This is a genomic window from Streptomyces sp. NPDC047453 (genome assembly GCF_040643155.1).
In the GTDB taxonomy this organism is placed as follows: domain Bacteria; phylum Actinomycetota; class Actinomycetes; order Streptomycetales; family Streptomycetaceae; genus Streptomyces.
This window is the reverse complement of record NZ_JBEYTS010000005.1, coordinates 103,738-122,036: the sequence shown is the minus strand read 5'-3', so window position 1 is coordinate 122,036 and position 18,299 is coordinate 103,738. Positions and strand designations below refer to the sequence as shown.

Below are 18,299 nucleotides of genomic sequence, written 5' to 3'. Positions count from 1 at the left end.
CCCCCGGGGTTCGTACCGACCGACGAACCTCGGGGGCACCCTCATGCCCTACGGCTCACAACGCCACGAAGACCACCGTCAGCAGCGCGAAGCCCGACCCCGCCAGCACCCACGCCGCCCGGGTCCGCCGCAGCCCGCCCGCCACGACCACCGAGGCCAGCAGCAGCGCACCGCCCAGTGGGGCCCACGCGTACAGGATCCCGGCCGGGCCCGAGCGGACCACCTCGTCCGACCCCGGCTTCACGACGACGCTGTAGGTCTGCCCCTTGCGCACCGCCACGGTGTGGTCGATCACCACCTGGTCGCGGGCCTTCGACCCCGTCGAGACCGGTGTGTACGGCCCGGTGCACGTGCCGCCGTCGCACCGCGTCACCGCGATCGTGCCCTGCTCACGTCCCTTGGTGAGCATCACGTACGGCGCGGTGTGCCAGGACGCCCACACCCCCGCGATGAGGATCAGCACCGTGACGGTGCCCATGGCCGCGACCCGACCGAACCGGAGCGCGGCGTCGGAGGCCTGACGGGAACGAGTGGCGATGGCGGCAGGCATGGCCGGGATCATTGGCCATGTCGCTACGACCGGTCAACTCCAGGGGGCGCGGTGGGGGGACAAGTCAGGAGTTGTACGCGCTTTGCGCCCGCTCCAGACCCTCCGCCAGCAGACACTCCACCGAGTCCGCCGCCCGGTCCACGAAGTAGTCCAGTTCCTTGCGCTCCGCGGAGGAGAAGTCCTTCAGTACGAAGTCCGCCACCTGCATACGGCCCGGCGGACGTCCGATCCCGAACCGCACCCGGTGATAGTCCGGCCCCATCGCCTTCGTCATCGACTTCAGCCCGTTGTGGCCGTTGTCGCCGCCGCCCAGCTTCAGCCGCAGCACGCCGTAGTCGATGTCCAGTTCGTCGTGCACCGCCACGATGTTCGCCAGCGGCACCTTGTAGAAGTCGCGCAGCGCGTTCACCGGCCCGCCGGACAGGTTCATGAACGACATCGGCTTCACCAGCACCACTCGGCGGCTCTCCGGCCCGGGAGGCCCGATCCGCCCCTCCACCACCTGCGCCTGCGCCTTGCCCGCCCGCTTGAACCGGCCCCCGATCCGGTCGGCCAGCAGATCCACCGTCATGAACCCGACGTTGTGCCGGTTCATGGCGTACTCCGGTCCGGGATTGCCGAGGCCGACGATCAGCCAGGGGGCGTTCGCGGAGGTCGTCACGTCCATGTCTCCTCAATACGCGTCGTACGCGTCATACGCGCCAGCCGCCGCCCCCCGAGGGAAGCGGCGGCCGGCGAGACGGCGACGGTCGGGCTCAGGCCTGCGCGGCCTCTTCGCCTTCCTCGCCCGCCGGGGCCTCCTCGGCCTGCGCGGCCAGCACCTGGAGCACCGCGGTGTCCTCCTCGACGGCCAGCTTCACGCCGTTGGGCAGGTTGATGTCCTTGGCGAGGATCGCGTCACCAGCGGCCAGACCGGCCACGGACACCGGCAGGGCGTCCGGGATGTGCGTGGCCTCGGCCTCGACCGGCAGCGCGGTCAGGACGTGCTCGAGCAGGTTGCCGCCCGGGGCCAGCTCGCCCTCGGCGACGACCGGGATCTCGACGACGACGCGCTCGCCGCGCTTGACCATCAGCAGGTCCACGTGGACCAGGAAGCCCTTCAGCGGGTCGCGCTGCACGGCCTTCGGAATCGCCAGCTCGTTGCTCTTGCCGTCGATGTCCAGCGAGAGCAGGACGTTCGGCGTACGCAGCGCCATCAGCAGCTCGTGACCCGGCAGCGTCAGGTGGATCGGCACCATGCCGTGCTCGTACAGCACACCGGGAACCTTGTTCTCACGGCGGACACGGCGGGCGGCACCCTTGCCGAACTCGGTGCGCGTCTCGGCGGCGAGCTTCACCTCGGACATGCTCTTCACTCCTCGTAGAGGTACACGGAAAACGGTCGGGGTCACCCGGCCACGAACGGCCTGCTACGAAGAGCGCGTCGATAACGGATCGCCGTACCACGAGAACGAGTACGGCCTCCCTCGCCGAGCAACTGAAGCAGTCTACTCGGAGCGGGAGGCCGGACCCAAAACGATCTAGAGCGTGATCCTCACTGCTCGTCGAACAGGCTCGTCACCGAACCGTCCTCGAACACCTCGCGCACCGCGCGCGCGATCGTCGGCGCGATGGACAGCACCGTGACCTTGTCCAGTTCCAGCTCGTTCGGCGTCGGCAGCGTGTTGGTGAACACGAACTCGCCCACCTTGGAGTTCTTCAGCCGGTCCGCCGCGGGACCCGACAGCACACCGTGCGTCGCCGTCACGATCACGTCCTCCGCGCCGTGCGCGAACAGGGCGTCCGCCGCGGCGCAGATGGTGCCACCGGTGTCGATCATGTCGTCCACCAGGACGCAGATGCGGCCCCTCACATCACCGACGACCTCGTGGACGGTGACCTGGTTCGCCACGTCCTTGTCACGCCGCTTGTGCACGATCGCCAGCGGCGCGCCCAGCCGGTCGCACCAGCGGTCCGCCACCCGCACCCGGCCGGCGTCCGGGGACACCACCGTCAGCTTCGAACGGTCGACCTTGTTGCCCACGTAGTCCGCCAGCAGCGGCAGCGCGAACAGGTGGTCCACCGGCCCGTCGAAGAAGCCCTGGATCTGGTCCGTGTGCAGATCCACGGTCAGGATGCGGTCGGCACCCGCGGTCTTCATCAGATCCGCGATCAGACGCGCCGAGATCGGTTCACGTCCGCGGTGCTTCTTGTCCTGCCGCGCGTAACCGTAGAACGGCACGATGACCGTGATGGAGCGGGCCGACGCGCGCTTCAGCGCGTCGATCATGATGAGCTGCTCCATGATCCACTTGTTGATCGGAGCGGTGTGGCTCTGGATCAGGAAGCAGTCCGCGCCGCGGGCCGACTCCTGATAACGCACGTAGATCTCGCCGTTCGCGAAGTCGAACGCCTTCGTCGGGACGACCCCGACACCCAGCTCGTGGGCGATTTCCTCGGCAAGCTCGGGGTGGGCGCGGCCGGAGAAGAACATCATCTTCTTCTCGCCGGTCGTCTTGATCCCGGTCACAGCAGTGTCTCCTCAGCGGGTTTTCGCAGCGTGGTGGGGGCGTGCGCTTATCACGGTACGCCGTCTTTGGTGTGCCGGTTTCCGGTCAGGCTTCGCTCTCCGGCTGTCCGGAAACCGCCTCGGCCGCCTTCGCCGCCGCGCTTCCCGGGCGCTTACGGGCCACCCAGCCCTCGATATTCCGCTGCTGACCACGGGCCACGGCCAGCGAACCGGGCGGCACGTTCTTCGTGATCACGGACCCGGCGGCGGTGTAGGCGCCGTCCCCGATCGTGACGGGAGCCACAAACATGTTGTCCGAACCGGTCTTGCAGTGCGAGCCGACCGTCGTGTGGTGCTTGCTCTCCCCGTCGTAGTTCACGAACACGCTTGCCGCGCCGATGTTCGTGTACTCGCCGATGGTGGCGTCACCGACGTACGACAGGTGGGGCACCTTGGTCCCCTCGCCGATCGAGGCGTTCTTCGTCTCGACGTACGTACCCACCTTGGACTTGACTCCGAGCCGCGTGCCCGGCCGCAGGTACGCGTACGGCCCCACGGAGGCCTGCGGGCCCACCACGGCGCTGTCGGACACCGTGTTGTCCACCCGTGCCCCCGCGCCGACCCGGGTGTCCGTCAGGCGGCTGTTGGGGCCCACCTCGCAGCCCTCGCCGAGCCGGGTCGTCCCGTGCAGCTGCGTGCCCGGGTGCACGACGACGTCCTGCTCGAAGGTCACCGTCACGTCGATCCAGGTGGTCGCCGGGTCGACGACCGTGACACCCGAGAGCATCGCGTTCGTCAGGAGGCGGTCGTTGAGGGTCCGCCGCGCCTCGGCCAGCTGCACCCGGTTGTTGATCCCCGCGATCTCCCGGTGGTCGCCGGCCACGGAGGCACCGACCCGGTGCCCGGCCTCGCGCAGGATCCCGAGGACGTCGGTGAGGTACTCCTCGTGCTGACTGTTGTTCGTCCGGACCTTGCCCAGCGCGTCGGCGAGCAGCCGCCCGTCGAACGCGAACACCCCGGAGTTGATCTCCCGGATCGCCCGCTGGGCCTCGGTGGCGTCCTTGTGCTCGACGATCGCGGTCACCGCGCCCGTGCCGGCGTCGCGGACGATCCGGCCGTAGCCGGTCGCGTCCGGCACCTCCGCGCTGAGCACGGTGACGGCGTTGCCGTCCTCCTGGTGCGTGGTGGCGAGCCGCTGGAGGGTCTCACCGGTGAGGAGGGGGGTGTCGCCGCAGACGACGATCACGGTCCCCTCGACGGGCCCGCTGAGTTCCTCGAGGCCCATCCGGACCGCGTGCCCGGTGCCCTTCTGCTTCTCCTGCACGGCGGTGCGGACCCCGGAGTCGACCGCGGCCAGGTGCTCGGTCACCCGCTCCCGCGCGTGCCCGACCACGACGACGAGGTTCTCCGGCTTCAACTCACGTGCGGCGGCGAGCACATGGCCCACCAGTGACCGGCCGCAGATCTCATGCAGGACCTTCGGTGTGGCCGACTTCATACGGGTGCCCTCACCCGCTGCGAGAACGACGACGGCTGCCGGGCGAATGGCGCTCACGGGATGCCCTTCGGCTGTGGATGGGTGGGGGTGGACATCCGCAGGATACCGGGGTGGTTGTGAGGAGATATGAGAGCGGGTCCCGACCCGTGGGGGCGGGACCCGGACCGGGACCGTGTGCGCCGCAGCTCCCCCGCAAGGATTCGAACCTTGTCCTGCTGGTACCAAAAACCAGTGTGCTGCCAGTTACACCACGGGGGACAGCGCTTCAGACCTTACCGGAGACGTGCCCGGGTCCGGGCCACGATTCCGTCCCGCCGGTGCTCGGAACGGGCCCGCGAGCCGGAGGGAATGTCTGCTTCCGTTCTCGAACGAGGCATGGTTCAGCAGTTCGAGGGATACCAGCCGGTTTCGTTGATATTCGATTACGGAGTGTGCTGGGGTCCAGTACCCGGAACTCACCGGAAATGCCCCGTCCGGCGCCCGTAGGCTGGAGCCATGACCACGACGGGGGAAGACCACGAGGCGGTCCCGACCGGGCCGTGGTGGTGGGCGCGCCGGCGCAGCGCCGCGCTCGACGGGGGGCTGGCGCTGGTGTCCGCGCTGGAGTGCGGGGCCGAGGGCGTGCCGTTCGCCCGGGACGCGGGGATTCCGGCGTCCCTGGGGATCGTCTTCGGAGTGCTGGCGGGGTCCGTTCTGCTCATCCGGCGGCGGTGGCCGATCGCCGTGGTGCTGGTGGCGATCGCCATCACGCCGGCCCAGATGGGCTTCCTGATGGGCATCGTCGGGCTGTACACCCTGGCCTCGTGCGAGTTGCCACGCAGGGTGATCGCCGCGTTGGCCGGGATGTCCCTGGTCGGGACGATGATCGTGACCTTCGTGCGGGTGCGCCAGGACATGGCGCGCGGGGATCTGACCCTCGGCAACTGGTTCGTGCCGTTCGCCGCGGTGACCACCTCGCTCGGGCTGACGGCCCCTCCCCTTCTTCTCGGCCTGTACGTCGGGGCCCGGCGGCGGCTGATGGAGAGCCTGCGGGAACGGGCGGACAGTCTCGAACGGGAGCTGCAGCTGCTCGCGGAGCGGGCGGAGGAGCGGGCCGAGTGGGCCCGCAACGAGGAGCGGACCCGGATCGCGCGGGAGATGCACGACGTGGTCGCGCACCGGGTGAGTCTGATGGTGGTCCATGCCGCCGCGTTGCAGGCCGTGGCCCGCAAGGATCCGGAGAAGGCGGTGAAGAACGCGGCCCTGGTGGGGGACATGGGGCGGCAGGCGCTGACCGAGTTGCGCGAGATGCTCGGGGTGCTGCGCAGCACGGAGGGACCCGCCCAGCCCCAAGCTCAGCCCCTGTCCCAGCCCCGGATCCGGACCCAGGCGCAGACGGAGGCGTCGGGGCAGGGTGCGCCGGACGCCGTGCCGCTCGCCGCGGTGGGGGCCGCCGCGGCGGCCGCGGCCTCCCGGGCCGCCGGCGGCGCGCCCGAGGGGCCGTGCCTGTCGGAGCTGGACGAGCTGGTCGGGCAGTCGGCGGCCGCCGGAATGGCCGTGGACCTGTCGGTGCAGGGCGCGGTCCGTCCGTACGCGGCGGAGGTCGAGCAGACGGCGTACCGCGTGGTGCAGGAGGCGCTGACGAACGTCCACAAGCACGCGGCGGGGGCGAGGACGTACGTGCGGCTGGCGCACCGGTCGGCGGAGATCGCGATGCAGGTGGAGAACGAGCCGCCGCCCGAGCCCGCGTCGGCCTCGGCGGCGGGGCTGCCGTCGGGCGGGAACGGACTGCTCGGGATGCGGGAGCGGGTCGTCGCGCTGGGCGGTGTCTTCGTGTCGGGACCGACGGACGCGGGAGGCTTCCGCGTGTCGGCGGTGATCCCGGCGTAGCGGCGCTTCCGCCCGGTGCGCGGTGGGTCCCGCCCACGGCGGGCCGGTGAGTCGTACGGGTGTTCAGCCCGTGGTGAGCCGTACGGGTTCCGTGCCGGAGATGAGCGCCGACAGGGCCTGGTCGACGTCGGGCCCGAGATACCAGTCGCCGGTGTGGTCGAGGGCGTAGACGCGGCCCTCGGTGTCGATGGCGAGCAGGGACCGGCTGTCGGTCTCGGCGCCCAGCGGGCAGACCTCGGTGTCCAGGGCGCGGCCGAGGTCGCCGAGGGTGCGGGCCATGTGGAGACCGTGCAGCGGGTCCAGGTCGAGGGCGGCGGGGGCGATCCGGCGGCCGGGCCCGGTGGGCGAGACGCACAGGCCGCCGAATTCCGCCCAGGCCTCGACGGCGGCGGGGAACACGGCGTGGTGGTGGCCGGCGGGCGAGAGGTGCTCGCGCAGGGCGTCGGCCCATCCCTCGGCCTGCTTTATGTCCCACCGTCCCGGTTGCCAGCCGGCGGCGCGCAGCGCGGCGTCCACGGGTGCGGCGAAGCGAGCTGGGGTTCCCCCCTGCCCAGGTGGAGGAGCCGAGGGCTTGGGGAAGGAGACGTGGTCGGCGTGCATCTGCCCTTCGTTCGTGGATCGTGCCGCGGCGGGTGGTGCCGTGGCGGGCGGTGCGGTCGTGGGGGTGTCGCGGCGGCCGCGGTCGGGGGTCTCGGGCCGGGCGGGTCAGGCCTTCCCGGCGGTGGGGTCGACGATGCGGACGCCGAAGTGGGCGCTGAGCGCGGTGCAGGCGCGGCAGGGGCCGGCGAAGCCGCCGTGCAGGGGGTCGCCGTCCTCGCGGATGCGCCGGGTGGTGAGTTTGGCGTGTTTCAGGCTCTTGCGGGCCTCGCCGTTGCTCATGGGTTTGCGGGAGGCACGTTTGCTCCGGGCGGCGTCGGCGACGGTGATGTGCCGGGAGATCAGGATGGTCTCGGCGCAGCGGCCGGTGAAGCGGTCGCGCTGGGCGCTGGTGAGGGCGTCGAGGAAGTCCTGGACGAGGGGGTGCAGGGCGGGCGGCTCCTCGCCTCGGGCGGCGGTGCCGGTGAGCGTGGCGCCACGCACGGAGAGGGCGGCGGCGACCGTCGGGAGAATGCCGTCGCGGCGGTGGCGGAGCGCGGGCGCGTGTGGTGTCTCGGCGCTGCTCCAGCCGACTCTGGGGTCGCCGGAGGCGCTCGTGTGCGGTCCCGTCTGCGTCGCGTTCATGATCGTTTTTCCCTCCCGTGCATCCCCCGGAAACTCACAGAGTGCCAAATGCCGTGCCTGCTGCGGAAGCTGGGGCGGTGTGACACACCCCGTCCGGGGCAGTGCGTCACTGCAGGGTGACGGCTGGTCACGGTGGGGCCGGGCCGGCGGGTGGCGGCCCGGTGACCGGTGACGTCGTACCGCATAGGCTGTCGGCACGCCGCGATGCGCGCGGTGGACGCGTTGGAGAGAAGTAGGGATACGGGCCTCGGCGGGGCGGAGCAGCGAGCCGGTCGCCGTGGGCCGTACAGAGTGCCGCAGGGGGCAACAGCCATGACGACAGGTCGGCTCGGGCTTGGGGTACCACCCGGCCGCCAGGCTGGGGGACAGGCCGCGCCGCCGAACGCGGCCTATGCCGGGCAGGTCGTGCACTTTCCGGATCCGGTCCGGGCCGCACGTCACCCCAGAGGGGTGCGGGTGGACGACCGCGGTTTCCCCGAGTTCTCGCCGTACGCGCGGGCCGCGGTGGAGATCGCGGAGCCGCCGCAGGGGTTCGGGGTCGACGAACTGCGGCTGACGGACTACGTGTCCGCGAACGCGGCGATGGCGGCGTCGGGGCACGAGTTGTGGGACACGGTGCCGAACGTGGCCACCCCGCACGGCTGGACGTGGCACCACGTGACCGGCTCCCGGCGCCTGGAACTGGTTCCGGTGGAGGTGAAGGCGCTGCTGCGCCACCACGGCGGGATCGCGACCGCGAACGTCGACCAGGGCAAGCGGGGCACCCGCCCGTTGCAGGAGACGCGGCCGGCGCACTTCCGGCTGCCGAAGTCGGGTGCCGCGGTGTTGGAGCAGCAGGTGCAGGGGGTCGAGGAGGACCTCGGGTACCGGCTGCCGGGCGCCTACCGCTCCTTCCTGAAGGCCGCGGGCGGCTGCGCGCCCGTCGGGACGGCCCTGGACGCGGAGTTGGGACTGCTGGTCGACCAGCCGTTCTTCACGGTCCGCGAAGAAGCGGCGGTCAACGACCTGGTCTACGTCAACAAGTGCCTGCGCGACCATCTGACCAAGGACTACCTGGCCGTCGGCTTCGTCCAGGGCGGACTGCTCGCCGTGAAGGTGAAGGGCGAGCGGGCCGGTTCGGTGTGGTTCTGCGCGTACGACGACGCACGGGACGTGGATCCGTCCTGGCCGCAGGCGGAGCGGGTGCAGCGGCTGCTGCTGCCGTGCGGTGAGGACTTCGACGCGTTCCTGTCCCGGCTGGCGGGTTCGCCGCCGGAGCTGGAGACGGTGGCGAACCTGATGGTGGACGGCGGTTTCGTCCGTGCCGTGGCCGTCTCGTCGGTGGGAGAGTGAGTCGAGCGATGGTGACGTTCGCGCAGGCGCAGGAGCGCGCCGAGGAGTGGATCAACGGGGATGTGCCCGCGTACCAGCACCGCGAGGTGCGGGTACGGGAGTTCGAGCTGGGCTTCGTGGTGTGGGCCGAGGACCGTGAGGGCGGCCCGCGCCTGGACGGGGGCGCGCAGCGGCTGGTGATCGCCCGGGACAGCGGGGAGGCCACGCTGTGGCCCGCGCTGCCGGTGGGCGAGGTGGTCCGCCGGTACGAGGAGGAGTACGGCCGGGTCGAGCCGGCCGCCGGCGCGGCCCCGGCGCCCCCGGCACGGGTGGACCTGAATCAGACGTCCTTCCTGCTGAGCCCGCCGGAGTGGCTTCAGGAGGCGGCGGACCGGATGGGCATTCCGGACCGGCGCGGTGACTCGGGCACGGGTGGCGGCGCGGCTGCCGCCGCCGCGTCGGCGGAGGCGGCCGGGAGTGGTCCGCTTCCCCAGACGCAGGCCGGGGTGCCGCTGGGCGCGTCCGCGGACGCGGGTGCGCCGGGTGCGCCGGCCGGGGCGACCCCGTGGGCGGGTACGGACACCAACGCCGACACCGGGGACGACCGTTCCGTACCGCTGCCGGCGACCGTGTTCGCGCCGCCGCTGAGCGGCTCCGACGACGACACCCCGCCGCCCGCCGCCCCGCCGGACGCCAAGACGGCGCTGATGGCGGGCGGCAGCGCGCTCCCGCGCACGGCGTTCTCACCGGCGGTCGACGATCCCAACGGGCCAGTACCGCCGGGCACTTCGCCTGCGCCGGGTGCGGGGTACGGGTATCCGCAGGGGCCGGGTGGACCGGGTGGCCCGGCGGCTCCGGGTACGCCGCCTCCGCCGTCGGTGCCGGGTGTGCCGCAGGGCAGCACGCCTCCGCCGGCGTCCGGACCGGTGGGTGACGCCGGGTACGGGTATCCGCAGGGGCCGGGTGGCCCGGCGGCCCCCGGTACTCCGCCGCCGGTGCCGGGTGCGCAGGTGCCGGGCGGTGCCGGTCACGGGCGGCCGCTCGCGCCCAACGCCGGTGACATCGCCGACGCCGCGACCAGCAAGGCGGCGCCTCCGCCGCGCCGCGGGGGCGGTTCGACCACGCCTCCGCCGCCGGGTGCTCCGGGCGCTCCGGGCGCGCGGCCGGGTGGTCCGTCCACGCCTCCCCCTCCGGGCGCCGCGGGCGGTTACGTGCCGACCCAGATGGTGTCGTCGCTCGGCCCCGACGGGCCCGAGGGCCTCACCGGTCCGGGCGCGCCCGGCGGTACGCCCCCGGGCGGCGTCCACCACGCCGCCACGATGCTCGCCGACCCCGGCCAGAGCGGCGGGGGTGCCCCGCACCCGCCGGCTCCGCCCGGCGCTCCGGGTGCTCCGGGCGCACCGGGCGCACCGGGTGCTCCGGGTGCGCCCAAGCCGCCGGGTGCCGCCGCCGGCGCGCCGCAGCCGCCGACGCCCCCTGGCACTCCGGGTGCTCCTGGCACTCCTGGCGCGCCCGGTGTTCCTCCGGGTGCCACTGGCATGCCCGGCGCCCCGGGCGCGCCTGGCGCCCCGGGAGCCGTGCACCACGCGGAGACGATGCTGGCCGCGCCCCCCTCGGGCGGCCCCCACACGCCTCCGCCCCCCTCGGGCGGCCCTCACACGCCTCCGCCGCCCCCGGGCGCTCCCGGCGCCCCGGGCGGCCCTGGCGTGCCTGGTATGCCTCCGGGCACCCCGCCGCCCATGCCGCCGGGCGCGGTACCGCCGCCGGGCGCGCCGCCCATGCCCGGTCAGGCCGTGCCCGGTCAGCCGCCTGTCCCTGGTCAGGCGATGCCCGGTCAGCCGTCCGTTCCCGGGCAGCGTCCCCCGGCCTACGGCTACCCCCAGCAGGGGCAGCCGACCGTCGGGCCCGGCTACCAGGCCGTGTTGCGCTACCGCGCGCACGACGGTTCCGAGCAGCAGCTGATCCGGCGCTCCGCGCCCGGCACGCCGCACCCGGAGTGGCAGATCTTCCACGAGCTGCGGGCCATGAACGTGCCGCCGGACCGGGTCCTGGAGCTGCACACGGAGCTGGAGTCCTGTGAGTTGCCCGGCGCTTACTGCGCGCGGATGATTCGTGAGCAGTGGCCGCAGGCCCGTATCGCGTCCATCGCCCCGTACGGCACCGACCACGCGAGCCGTCAGCAGGGTATGCAGCAACTGCTCGCTCACCAGGGTGAGTTGCACCAGGTGGCGGATGGTCCGGCCCGTCCGGGACCGGTTCGCGCACCACTGCCGCCGGTGCAGCCGGTGCCGCCGATTCCCCCGGAGGGGATCGCGCAGGAGCTCGCCGCGGCGTTCGGGCCGGGTGTCTTCCGGTTCGAGCAGGCGGCGGTCTCCCGCCAGGGCGTACCGCCGGTCGTGGCGCACACGCTGGTGGTGGCGGGTCTGCCCATGGACATGGGGCCGTTCTTCTGGGCGCAGGCTCAGCCGGGCCGTCCGGTGCCGACGCTGGCGGAGCTGGCGGCCGAGCGCGGGGTGCAGCCGGCCTCGGACGCGGGTTCCTACCTCGTCATGGGCAGCGACTTCGGCAAGGCGATCTGCGTGCAGTACGGCACGGCGAACATCGTGGCGGTGCCCGTGAAGGCGGGTCCGGGCGGTGCGCCCGTGGCGCCGCAGTTCGTGAACACCGGTCTGCCGGAGTTCGCGCGCTGCCTGGCGCTGCTCGGCCGGATGTGGCGGCTGCGGTTCGGCCTGAACCAGGAGCAGGCGGGCCGCTGGACCGTCGACTTCCAGGCGCAGTTGGCCGCGCTCGACCCGGCGGCGCTCGGTTCGCCCGAGAGCTGGTGGTCGGTGCTGCTGGAGCAGATGTGGGACGGGCTCCTGTGAGCGTGTGAACGTTCGGCCCAGGGGGCCGGGCCCGGTCGTGTGACCGGGCCCGGCCCTTTTGTGTTCGAGGCCGACCGCCGCTTCCGCTCGGAGTGTCGCGTTATGAACATTTCCGCCCAATCCCTCAAGATGTGCGCGAAATCACCGACGGCGGGAGAGGGGTCCAGGATGGGCAGCGCACCGATGTCGCTCCACGGCTTCGTGGTCGTACGGGGAGGCGGCTACCGCCCCGATCAGGTGAAGGCATTCGCGGACGCCCTCTCCGACGACCGGGACGCCGGCTGGGAGCGGGCCGCGCGGCTGACCGTCCTGGCCAGGAACATGGAGGAGGAACTCGCGGCCCTGCGGGAGAGGGTCGCGCGACTCGGCGAGCAGACCTACGAGTCGCTGGGCGAGGGCGCCCGGCGGCTGTACGAGCTGGGGCTGGAGGAGGCGCGTACGGTCCGGGAGCGGGCGCGGCAGGAGGCGGACGAACTGCTGGAGACGGCGCGGACGCACGCGGACGGCGTGCTCCAGGACGCGCGGGCGCACGCCGACGCCGTACGCGCCGAGGCCGACGAACGGGCCCGGCAGCGGCTGCTCGCGGCCCAGGCGGAGGCCGACGACATCCGGATCTCCGTGCGGCGCGAGATGAAGGAGTCCCGCGGCGAGGCGCTGGCCGCGCTGCGGGAGATGCGGCAGCGCACGTCCGGGATGCTCGCCGAGCAGTCCCGCGAACAGGCGGACGCGCTGGTCGACGCGGAGCAGGAGGCGACGGAGCGTCAGGCCGCGCTCGAGGTGGACCACATCGAGCGGGTGGCGGCCGCCGAGAGGGCGCTGTCCGAGGCGGAGCAGGCTCTCGCCGACGCGCGGGAGGAGGCCGGGCGGGAACCGGAGGAGGCACGCGCGCTGGCGGCGGAACTGCTGGCCGAGGCGCGGCTGCGCGCGGACCGGATCGCCCACGAGACCGAGCGGGTACTGCGCGAGCACGGCGAGGTGTGGGACGACGTACGGGTCCAGATGGACACCGTGCAGGACAGCATCACGGCACTGAAGGAAGGAGCGTGGGCCGAGTAGCGCCCCGCGGCCGGCCGCCTACTCCTTCAGTACCGGGAAGCGGCGCGGCGCCAGTACCAGCAGCACCGTGAACGCCAGCGCCGCCGCGCACCCCGCTCCCACGTACACCGCGTGGACCGCGTCCGCGATGGCCCGCCGTGTGGCCTCCGGCGCCGTGCCCGAACTCAGCGCCCGCGTCACCGAGTCCAGGTCGCTCGCGCCACCGAGGCGCGTGGCCAGCACCCCGTTGGCGACCGCGCCGAAGACGGAGGCGCCGAGCGTCTGGCCGGTCTGGCGGCAGAACAGGATGGAGGCGGTGGCGGTGCCCCGCTCCGACCACCCCACCGTCGACTGGACGCCCACGATGAGGGGGAGCTGGAACAGGCCGAGGGCCGCGCCCAGCACCAGCATCAGCGCGGCGGGCTGCCAGGCCGCGCCGGGATAGGGCAGGAAGGGGAAGGCGAACAGGGTCAGCGCCGCCGTGCCGATGCCGAGCATGGCGGTGTTGCGGAAGCCGATCCGCCGGTAGACGTGCTGGCTGAGCGCGGCCGACACCGGCCAGCTCAAGGTCCAGACCGACAGGACGAATCCGGCGGCCACCGGCGCCAGGCCGAGCACCGACTGGGCGTACGTGGGCAGGAAGACCGTCGGGGCGACCATCAGCAACCCCAGCGCGCCCAGGGCGAGATTCACCGCGGCGATCGTACGGCGGCGCCACACCCAGCCCGGGAGGATCGGCTCGGCCGCCCGCCGTTCGATCACCACCACCGCGGCGGCCAGCGCCAGCCCCGTACCGAACAGGGCGAGCGACGGCGCCGACAGCCACGGCCACGCCACCCCGCCCTGCACCACCGCGGTGAGCAGGGCGCCCGCGCACGCGAACACCGCCAGCGCGCCCGTCCAGTCGACGCGCGGGCGCGACCGCGGCTCCCGCTCGGGCTCGCGCAGGTGACGGACGATCAGCCACAGGGCGACGGCGCCGATCGGAAGGTTGACCAGGAAGATCCAGCGCCAGTCGGCGTAGGCGGCCAGGACGCCGCCCAGGGCCGGTCCGGCGATCGCCGACACCGCCCACACCGTGGAGAGCTTCGCCTGGATCTTCGGACGCTGCTCCAGCGGGTACAGGTCGGCGGCGAGTGTCTGGACCGTGCCCTGCAACGCCCCGCCGCCCAGGCCCTGGACGACGCGGAAGGCGATCAACGCGCCCATGCTCCAGGCGCCGGCGCACAGCAGGGAGCCGACGAGGAAGACGACCGCGCCCGCGACGAGCACCGGTTTGCGGCCGAAGGTGTCGGACAGCTTGCCGTAGACGGGCAGAGTCACCGTCACCGCCAGCAGGTAGCCCGAGAACAGCCACGAGAACACGGAGAAGCCGCCCAGGTCCCCGACGATCTGCGGCACGGCCGTCGACACGATCGTCGAGTCGAGGGCGGCCAGCGCCATGGCCAGCATGAGCGCGGCGACGACCGCGCCCCGCCGGTCGGTCGCGCCGGGTCGAGCGGCCTGCCGTGTCGCGGGTTCGGTGCTGCCCACTCCGGATCCTTTCCCCCTGCATCCATCTGCCTCGGACAGCTTCCCACTTGACCTTCACGTAGCGGGAGGGCGGAGGCTGAGGGGGCCGGGAGGCGGAGGCGACCCTGAGAGCGTGTCCACCCATGGGGGGAGACCCCCTAGGGGAAGCTCCGTACCCGGGGTCGGGGAGGGTTCGTACCGACGGAGGACGAGCGGGGACGGGGGCGGTCCTTAACCTGGCTTTACGCCGCGTGGGGCGGTACGCCGGAGCGGCGGGGGTGGGGTTTTCCCCCGGAGAAGACTGCGCTGAGCACCAGCGCGCCGGACACCCCCCGTCGACCAGACTCGACGGCGTACCGCAGCGCACGACGTACACGCACCGACTCGATCCATCGAACGCGGCTCACCACCGCGATCCACCACCGCGATTCACCAGCAGACGCCACTCGCCACCAGACGCGTTTCACCACCAGACCGACATAGGAGACTTGACGTGACAACGGCTGTGACCATTCCCAGGCACGGGGGTACTGGAGGGACTACGGCCGTCGCCGCTCGGGCGCGGCAGGTCGTGAAGGCGTACGGGGCCGGGGAGACCCGTGTCGTCGCCCTCGACCACGTCGACGTGGACATCGCCCGCGGCCGGTTCACCGCGATCATGGGCCCCTCGGGCTCCGGCAAGTCCACGCTGATGCACTGCCTCGCCGGCCTCGACACCGTGACGAGCGGCCAGATCTTCCTGGACGAGACCGAGATCACCGGGCTGAAGGACAAGAAGCTCACACAACTGCGCCGGGACCGGATCGGCTTCATCTTCCAGGCGTTCAACCTGCTGCCCACGCTGAACGCGCTCGAGAACATCACCCTGCCCATGGACATCGCCGGCCGCAAGCCGGACCGGAAGTGGCTGGAGCAGGTGGTGGAGACCGTGGGCCTCGCGGGACGGCTCAGGCACCGGCCCAACCAGCTCTCCGGCGGCCAGCAGCAGCGCGTCGCCGTGGCCCGGGCCCTGGCCGCCCGGCCCGAGATCATCTTCGGTGACGAGCCGACCGGCAACCTGGACTCCCGTGCGGGCGCCGAGGTGCTGGGCTTCCTGCGCCGGTCCGTGGACGACCTCGGCCAGACGATCGTGATGGTCACGCACGACCCTGTGGCCGCCTCCTACGCCGACCGCGTGCTGTACCTCGCCGACGGCCGGATCGTCGACGAGATGAACCAGCCGACGGCCGATCAGGTCCTGGACCGCATGAAGGACTTCGATGCCCGGGGGCGTACGTCATGACCGTCCTGAAGACCTCCCTGCGCAACTTCTTCGCGCACAAGGGACGCATGGCGCTGTCGGCCGTCGCCGTGCTGCTGTCGGTGGCCTTCGTGTGCGGCACGCTCGTGTTCACCGACACCATGAACACCACCTTCGACAAGCTGTTCCAGGCGACCGCCTCGGACGTGACGGTGAGTGCCAAGACCTCGTCCGACACCGGCGAGACCACCTCCCGCACCGGCAAGCCGCCGGTCATGCCGGCCTCCGTGCTCGGCGAGGTGCGCCGGGCCCAGGGCGTGGGGGCCGCCGAGGGGACGGTGTTCTCCACCTCGGTGACCGTCGTCGACGCCGACAAGGACAAGCTGTCGCCCAGCAGCGGCGCGCCCACCATCGTCGGCAACTGGAACGACAACGACTCCCGCACCATGAAGATCACCTCCGGTGCGGCGCCCAGGGGCCCGGACCAGGTGATGGTCGACGCCGACACCGCCGACAAGCACCACCTGAAGCTGGGCGACGAGATCGGTGTGATCACCGCGGTCGGCACCCACCGCACGCACGTGTCCGGCATCGCCGCCTTCACCGTCACCAACCCCGGCGCGGCGATCTTCTACCTGGACACCAGGACCGCCCAGCAGACCCTGGTCGGCCGGACCGACGTGTACACGAACGTCAACGTCACGGCTGCCAAGGGCGTCACCGACGAGCAGCTGAAGAAGAACGTGGCCTCCGCGCTCGGCGCCGGCTACAAGGTGCAGACCGCCAAGGAGGTCGCCGACGCCAACCAGAAGGACATCGAGAGCTTCCTGAACGTGATGAAGTACGGGATGCTCGGCTTCGCCGGAATCGCCTTCCTGGTCGGTATCTTCCTGATCATCAACACCTTCTCGATGCTGGTCGCCCAGCGCACCCGTGAGATCGGCCTGATGCGCGCCATCGGCTCCTCCCGCCGCCAGGTCAACCGGTCCGTGCTGGTCGAGGCGCTGCTGCTGGGCGGGGTCGGCTCCGTGCTCGGTGTCGGGGCGGGCGTCGGCATCGCGGTCGGCCTGATGAAGCTCATGAGCCAGATGGGCATGCACCTGTCCACCGACGACCTCACGGTCGCCTGGACCACCCCCGTGATCGGCCTGGTCCTCGGCGTGGTCGTCACCGTCCTCGCCGCCTACCTGCCCGCCCGGCGGGCCGGCAAGGTCTCCCCGATGGCCGCCCTGCGCGAGGCGGGGACCCCGGCCGACGGCAGGGCCGGGACCGTACGGGCCGTCGTCGGCCTGGTCCTCACCGGCGCCGGCGCCGCGAGCCTGTACGCCGCGGCCAACGCCGACAAGGCCACTCAGGGCTCGGCGTGGCTGGGTCTGGGCGTGGTGCTCACCCTGATCGGCCTCGTCGTCGTCGGCCCGCTGCTCGTGGGCGGCCTGGTCCGGGTGCTCAGCGCGGTCCTGCTGCGGATCTTCGGCCCGATCGGGCGGATGGCCGAGCGCAACGCGCTGCGCAACCCGCGCCGCACCGGCGCGACCGGCGCCGCGCTGATGATCGGCCTGGCCCTGGTGGCCTGCCTGTCGGTGGTCGGCTCCTCGATGGTCGCCTCCGCCACCGACCAGCTCGACAAGACCGTCGGCACGGACTTCATCATCCAGAGCGACAACGGCGAGGTCATCACCCCGCAGGCGGTGAAGGCCGTGAAGGACGCCCCGGGGCTGGAGCGGGTCACCGAGTACAAGCTCGTGGACGTCTCCCTGACCACGCCGGACGGCCGTACCTCGAAGAACGGGATGATCAACGCGGCCGACCCGACGTACGCCCAGGACCTGCGCACCAAGACGGTCTCCGGCACGCTCGCCGACGCCTACGGGCCCGACTCGATGTCCGTCCCCGAGGGCTTCGCCAAGAAGCACGGCATCAAGCAGGGGTCCACGGTCGGGGTCGGGTTCAGGGGCGGCAGGACGGCCGAGTTCACGGTCCGCGCGATCACCAGCGACGACGGCATGATCGACAACGGCGCGATGTACGTCTCGATCGCCACGGTCGGAAAGTACCTGCCGGCCGACCGGATGCCGCTCGACCTGCTGCTCTTCGCCACGGCCAAGGACGGGCAGGAGACCGCCGCGTATCAGGCGCTCAAGTCCGCGCTGCACGACTACCCGCAGTACACCGTCCGCGACCAGACCGACTACAAGGAGGAGCTGCAGAACCAGATCGGCCAGCTGCTCAACATGGTCTACGCCCTGCTCGCCCTGGCGATCATCGTCGCCGTCCTGGGCGTGGTGAACACCCTGGCGCTGTCGGTGGTCGAGCGGACGAGGGAGATCGGCCTGATGCGGGCGATCGGCCTGTCCCGCCGCCAGCTGCGCCGCATGATCCGCCTGGAGTCCGTGGTGATCGCCCTGTTCGGCGCGCTGCTCGGCCTGGGGCTCGGCATGGGCTGGGGCGCGACCGCCCAGAAGCTCCTCGCCCTGGAGGGCCTGAAGGTCCTGGAGATCCCCTGGGTCACGATCGCCGGAGTCTTCATCGGCTCGGCCTTCGTGGGCCTGTTCGCCGCCCTGATCCCGGCCTTCCGGGCGGGCCGGATGAACGTTCTGAACGCGATCGCGACGGAGTAGCGAGCGCGACGCGCCCCCTCCGTGGACGGGGGTCACGGTGGAGCCCGGTGCCGGGAAGTCAGGGGGACTTCCCGGCACCGGGCTTGTGCCGGA

Annotated in this window: 14 protein-coding genes and 1 tRNA gene; 6 read left to right on the top strand and 9 right to left on the bottom strand. The window is 72.2% G+C overall.

The genetic code is table 11. From position 1 onward, the window contains the following. Window positions 1-55 precede the first annotated feature (55 nt). The 6 genes from ABZ818_RS07285 to ABZ818_RS07260 all read right to left on the bottom strand — a co-directional run bounded on the left by ABZ818_RS07285 (window position 56) and on the right by ABZ818_RS07260 (window position 4,794). Window positions 56-562 (bottom strand): hypothetical protein, encoded by a 507-nt coding sequence (locus ABZ818_RS07285; RefSeq protein ID WP_361411851.1) that lies wholly within the window; start codon window positions 560-562, stop codon window positions 56-58. Window positions 563-614: 52 nt separating this feature from the next. Beyond that, window positions 615-1,217: an aminoacyl-tRNA hydrolase gene (pth, locus tag ABZ818_RS07280; RefSeq protein WP_361411849.1), complete on the bottom strand. Its 603-nt coding sequence runs from the start codon at window positions 1,215-1,217 to the stop codon at window positions 615-617. A gap of 88 nt (window positions 1,218-1,305) precedes the next feature. Then, window positions 1,306-1,896, bottom strand: a complete 591-nt coding sequence (locus tag ABZ818_RS07275; protein ID WP_361411847.1) for a 50S ribosomal protein L25/general stress protein Ctc — start codon at window positions 1,894-1,896, stop codon at window positions 1,306-1,308. Between the two features lie 188 nt (window positions 1,897-2,084). Beyond that, window positions 2,085-3,059: a ribose-phosphate diphosphokinase gene (locus ABZ818_RS07270; RefSeq protein WP_361411845.1), complete on the bottom strand. Its 975-nt coding sequence runs from the start codon at window positions 3,057-3,059 to the stop codon at window positions 2,085-2,087. A gap of 85 nt (window positions 3,060-3,144) precedes the next feature. Then, window positions 3,145-4,593 (bottom strand): bifunctional UDP-N-acetylglucosamine diphosphorylase/glucosamine-1-phosphate N-acetyltransferase GlmU, encoded by a 1,449-nt coding sequence (gene glmU / locus ABZ818_RS07265; protein ID WP_361411843.1) that lies wholly within the window; start codon window positions 4,591-4,593, stop codon window positions 3,145-3,147. Between the two features lie 128 nt (window positions 4,594-4,721). Beyond that, window positions 4,722-4,794 (bottom strand) — tRNA-Gln (locus ABZ818_RS07260). Window positions 4,795-5,031: 237 nt separating this feature from the next. Between ABZ818_RS07260 and ABZ818_RS07255 the strand changes: the two genes are divergently transcribed. Next, window positions 5,032-6,405, top strand: a complete 1,374-nt coding sequence (locus tag ABZ818_RS07255) for a histidine kinase (RefSeq protein ID WP_361411841.1) — start codon at window positions 5,032-5,034, stop codon at window positions 6,403-6,405. Between the two features lie 63 nt (window positions 6,406-6,468). On the opposite strand, the gene ABZ818_RS07250 is transcribed toward ABZ818_RS07255, so the two are convergent. Together ABZ818_RS07250 and ABZ818_RS07245 are read right to left on the bottom strand one after the other, a co-directional pair. After that, window positions 6,469-7,005: an SUKH-3 domain-containing protein gene (locus ABZ818_RS07250; protein WP_361411839.1), complete on the bottom strand. Its 537-nt coding sequence runs from the start codon at window positions 7,003-7,005 to the stop codon at window positions 6,469-6,471. A gap of 105 nt (window positions 7,006-7,110) precedes the next feature. Then, the gene (locus ABZ818_RS07245; RefSeq protein ID WP_361411837.1) at window positions 7,111-7,626 is read right to left on the bottom strand and encodes a YwqJ-related putative deaminase; all 516 of its coding nucleotides are present in this window, start codon (window positions 7,624-7,626) and stop codon (window positions 7,111-7,113) included. Window positions 7,627-7,938: 312 nt separating this feature from the next. Here ABZ818_RS07245 and ABZ818_RS07240 point away from each other — a divergent pair, with 312 nt between their 5' ends. The 3 genes from ABZ818_RS07240 (at window position 7,939) to ABZ818_RS07230 (ending at window position 12,857) form a co-directional block, all read left to right on the top strand. Next, entirely contained in the window at window positions 7,939-8,958 is a 1,020-nt protein-coding gene (locus tag ABZ818_RS07240; RefSeq protein WP_361411835.1) for an SMI1/KNR4 family protein, read from the top strand. 8 nt (window positions 8,959-8,966) lie between these two features. Further along, window positions 8,967-11,801, top strand: a complete 2,835-nt coding sequence (locus tag ABZ818_RS07235) for an SUKH-4 family immunity protein (RefSeq protein WP_361411833.1) — start codon at window positions 8,967-8,969, stop codon at window positions 11,799-11,801. A gap of 168 nt (window positions 11,802-11,969) precedes the next feature. Then, entirely contained in the window at window positions 11,970-12,857 is an 888-nt protein-coding gene (locus ABZ818_RS07230; RefSeq protein ID WP_361411831.1) for a cellulose-binding protein, read from the top strand. A gap of 18 nt (window positions 12,858-12,875) precedes the next feature. Here ABZ818_RS07230 and ABZ818_RS07225 read toward each other — a convergent pair whose 3' ends face one another. Then, window positions 12,876-14,369, bottom strand: coding sequence for an MFS transporter (locus ABZ818_RS07225; protein ID WP_361411829.1), 1,494 nt, complete (start codon window positions 14,367-14,369; stop codon window positions 12,876-12,878). A 472-nt stretch (window positions 14,370-14,841) separates the two neighbouring features. On the opposite strand from ABZ818_RS07225, the gene ABZ818_RS07220 reads away from it, so the two are divergent. After that, window positions 14,842-15,630 carry an ABC transporter ATP-binding protein gene (locus ABZ818_RS07220; protein ID WP_361411827.1) on the top strand — a complete coding sequence of 263 codons (789 nt, stop codon included), beginning with the start codon at window positions 14,842-14,844 and terminating at the stop codon, window positions 15,628-15,630. Then, window positions 15,627-18,206: an FtsX-like permease family protein gene (locus tag ABZ818_RS07215; RefSeq protein ID WP_361411825.1), complete on the top strand. Its 2,580-nt coding sequence runs from the start codon at window positions 15,627-15,629 to the stop codon at window positions 18,204-18,206. Before ABZ818_RS07220 ends, ABZ818_RS07215 begins: the two co-directional genes overlap by 4 nt. The last annotated feature ends 93 nt before the right edge of the window (window positions 18,207-18,299 follow it).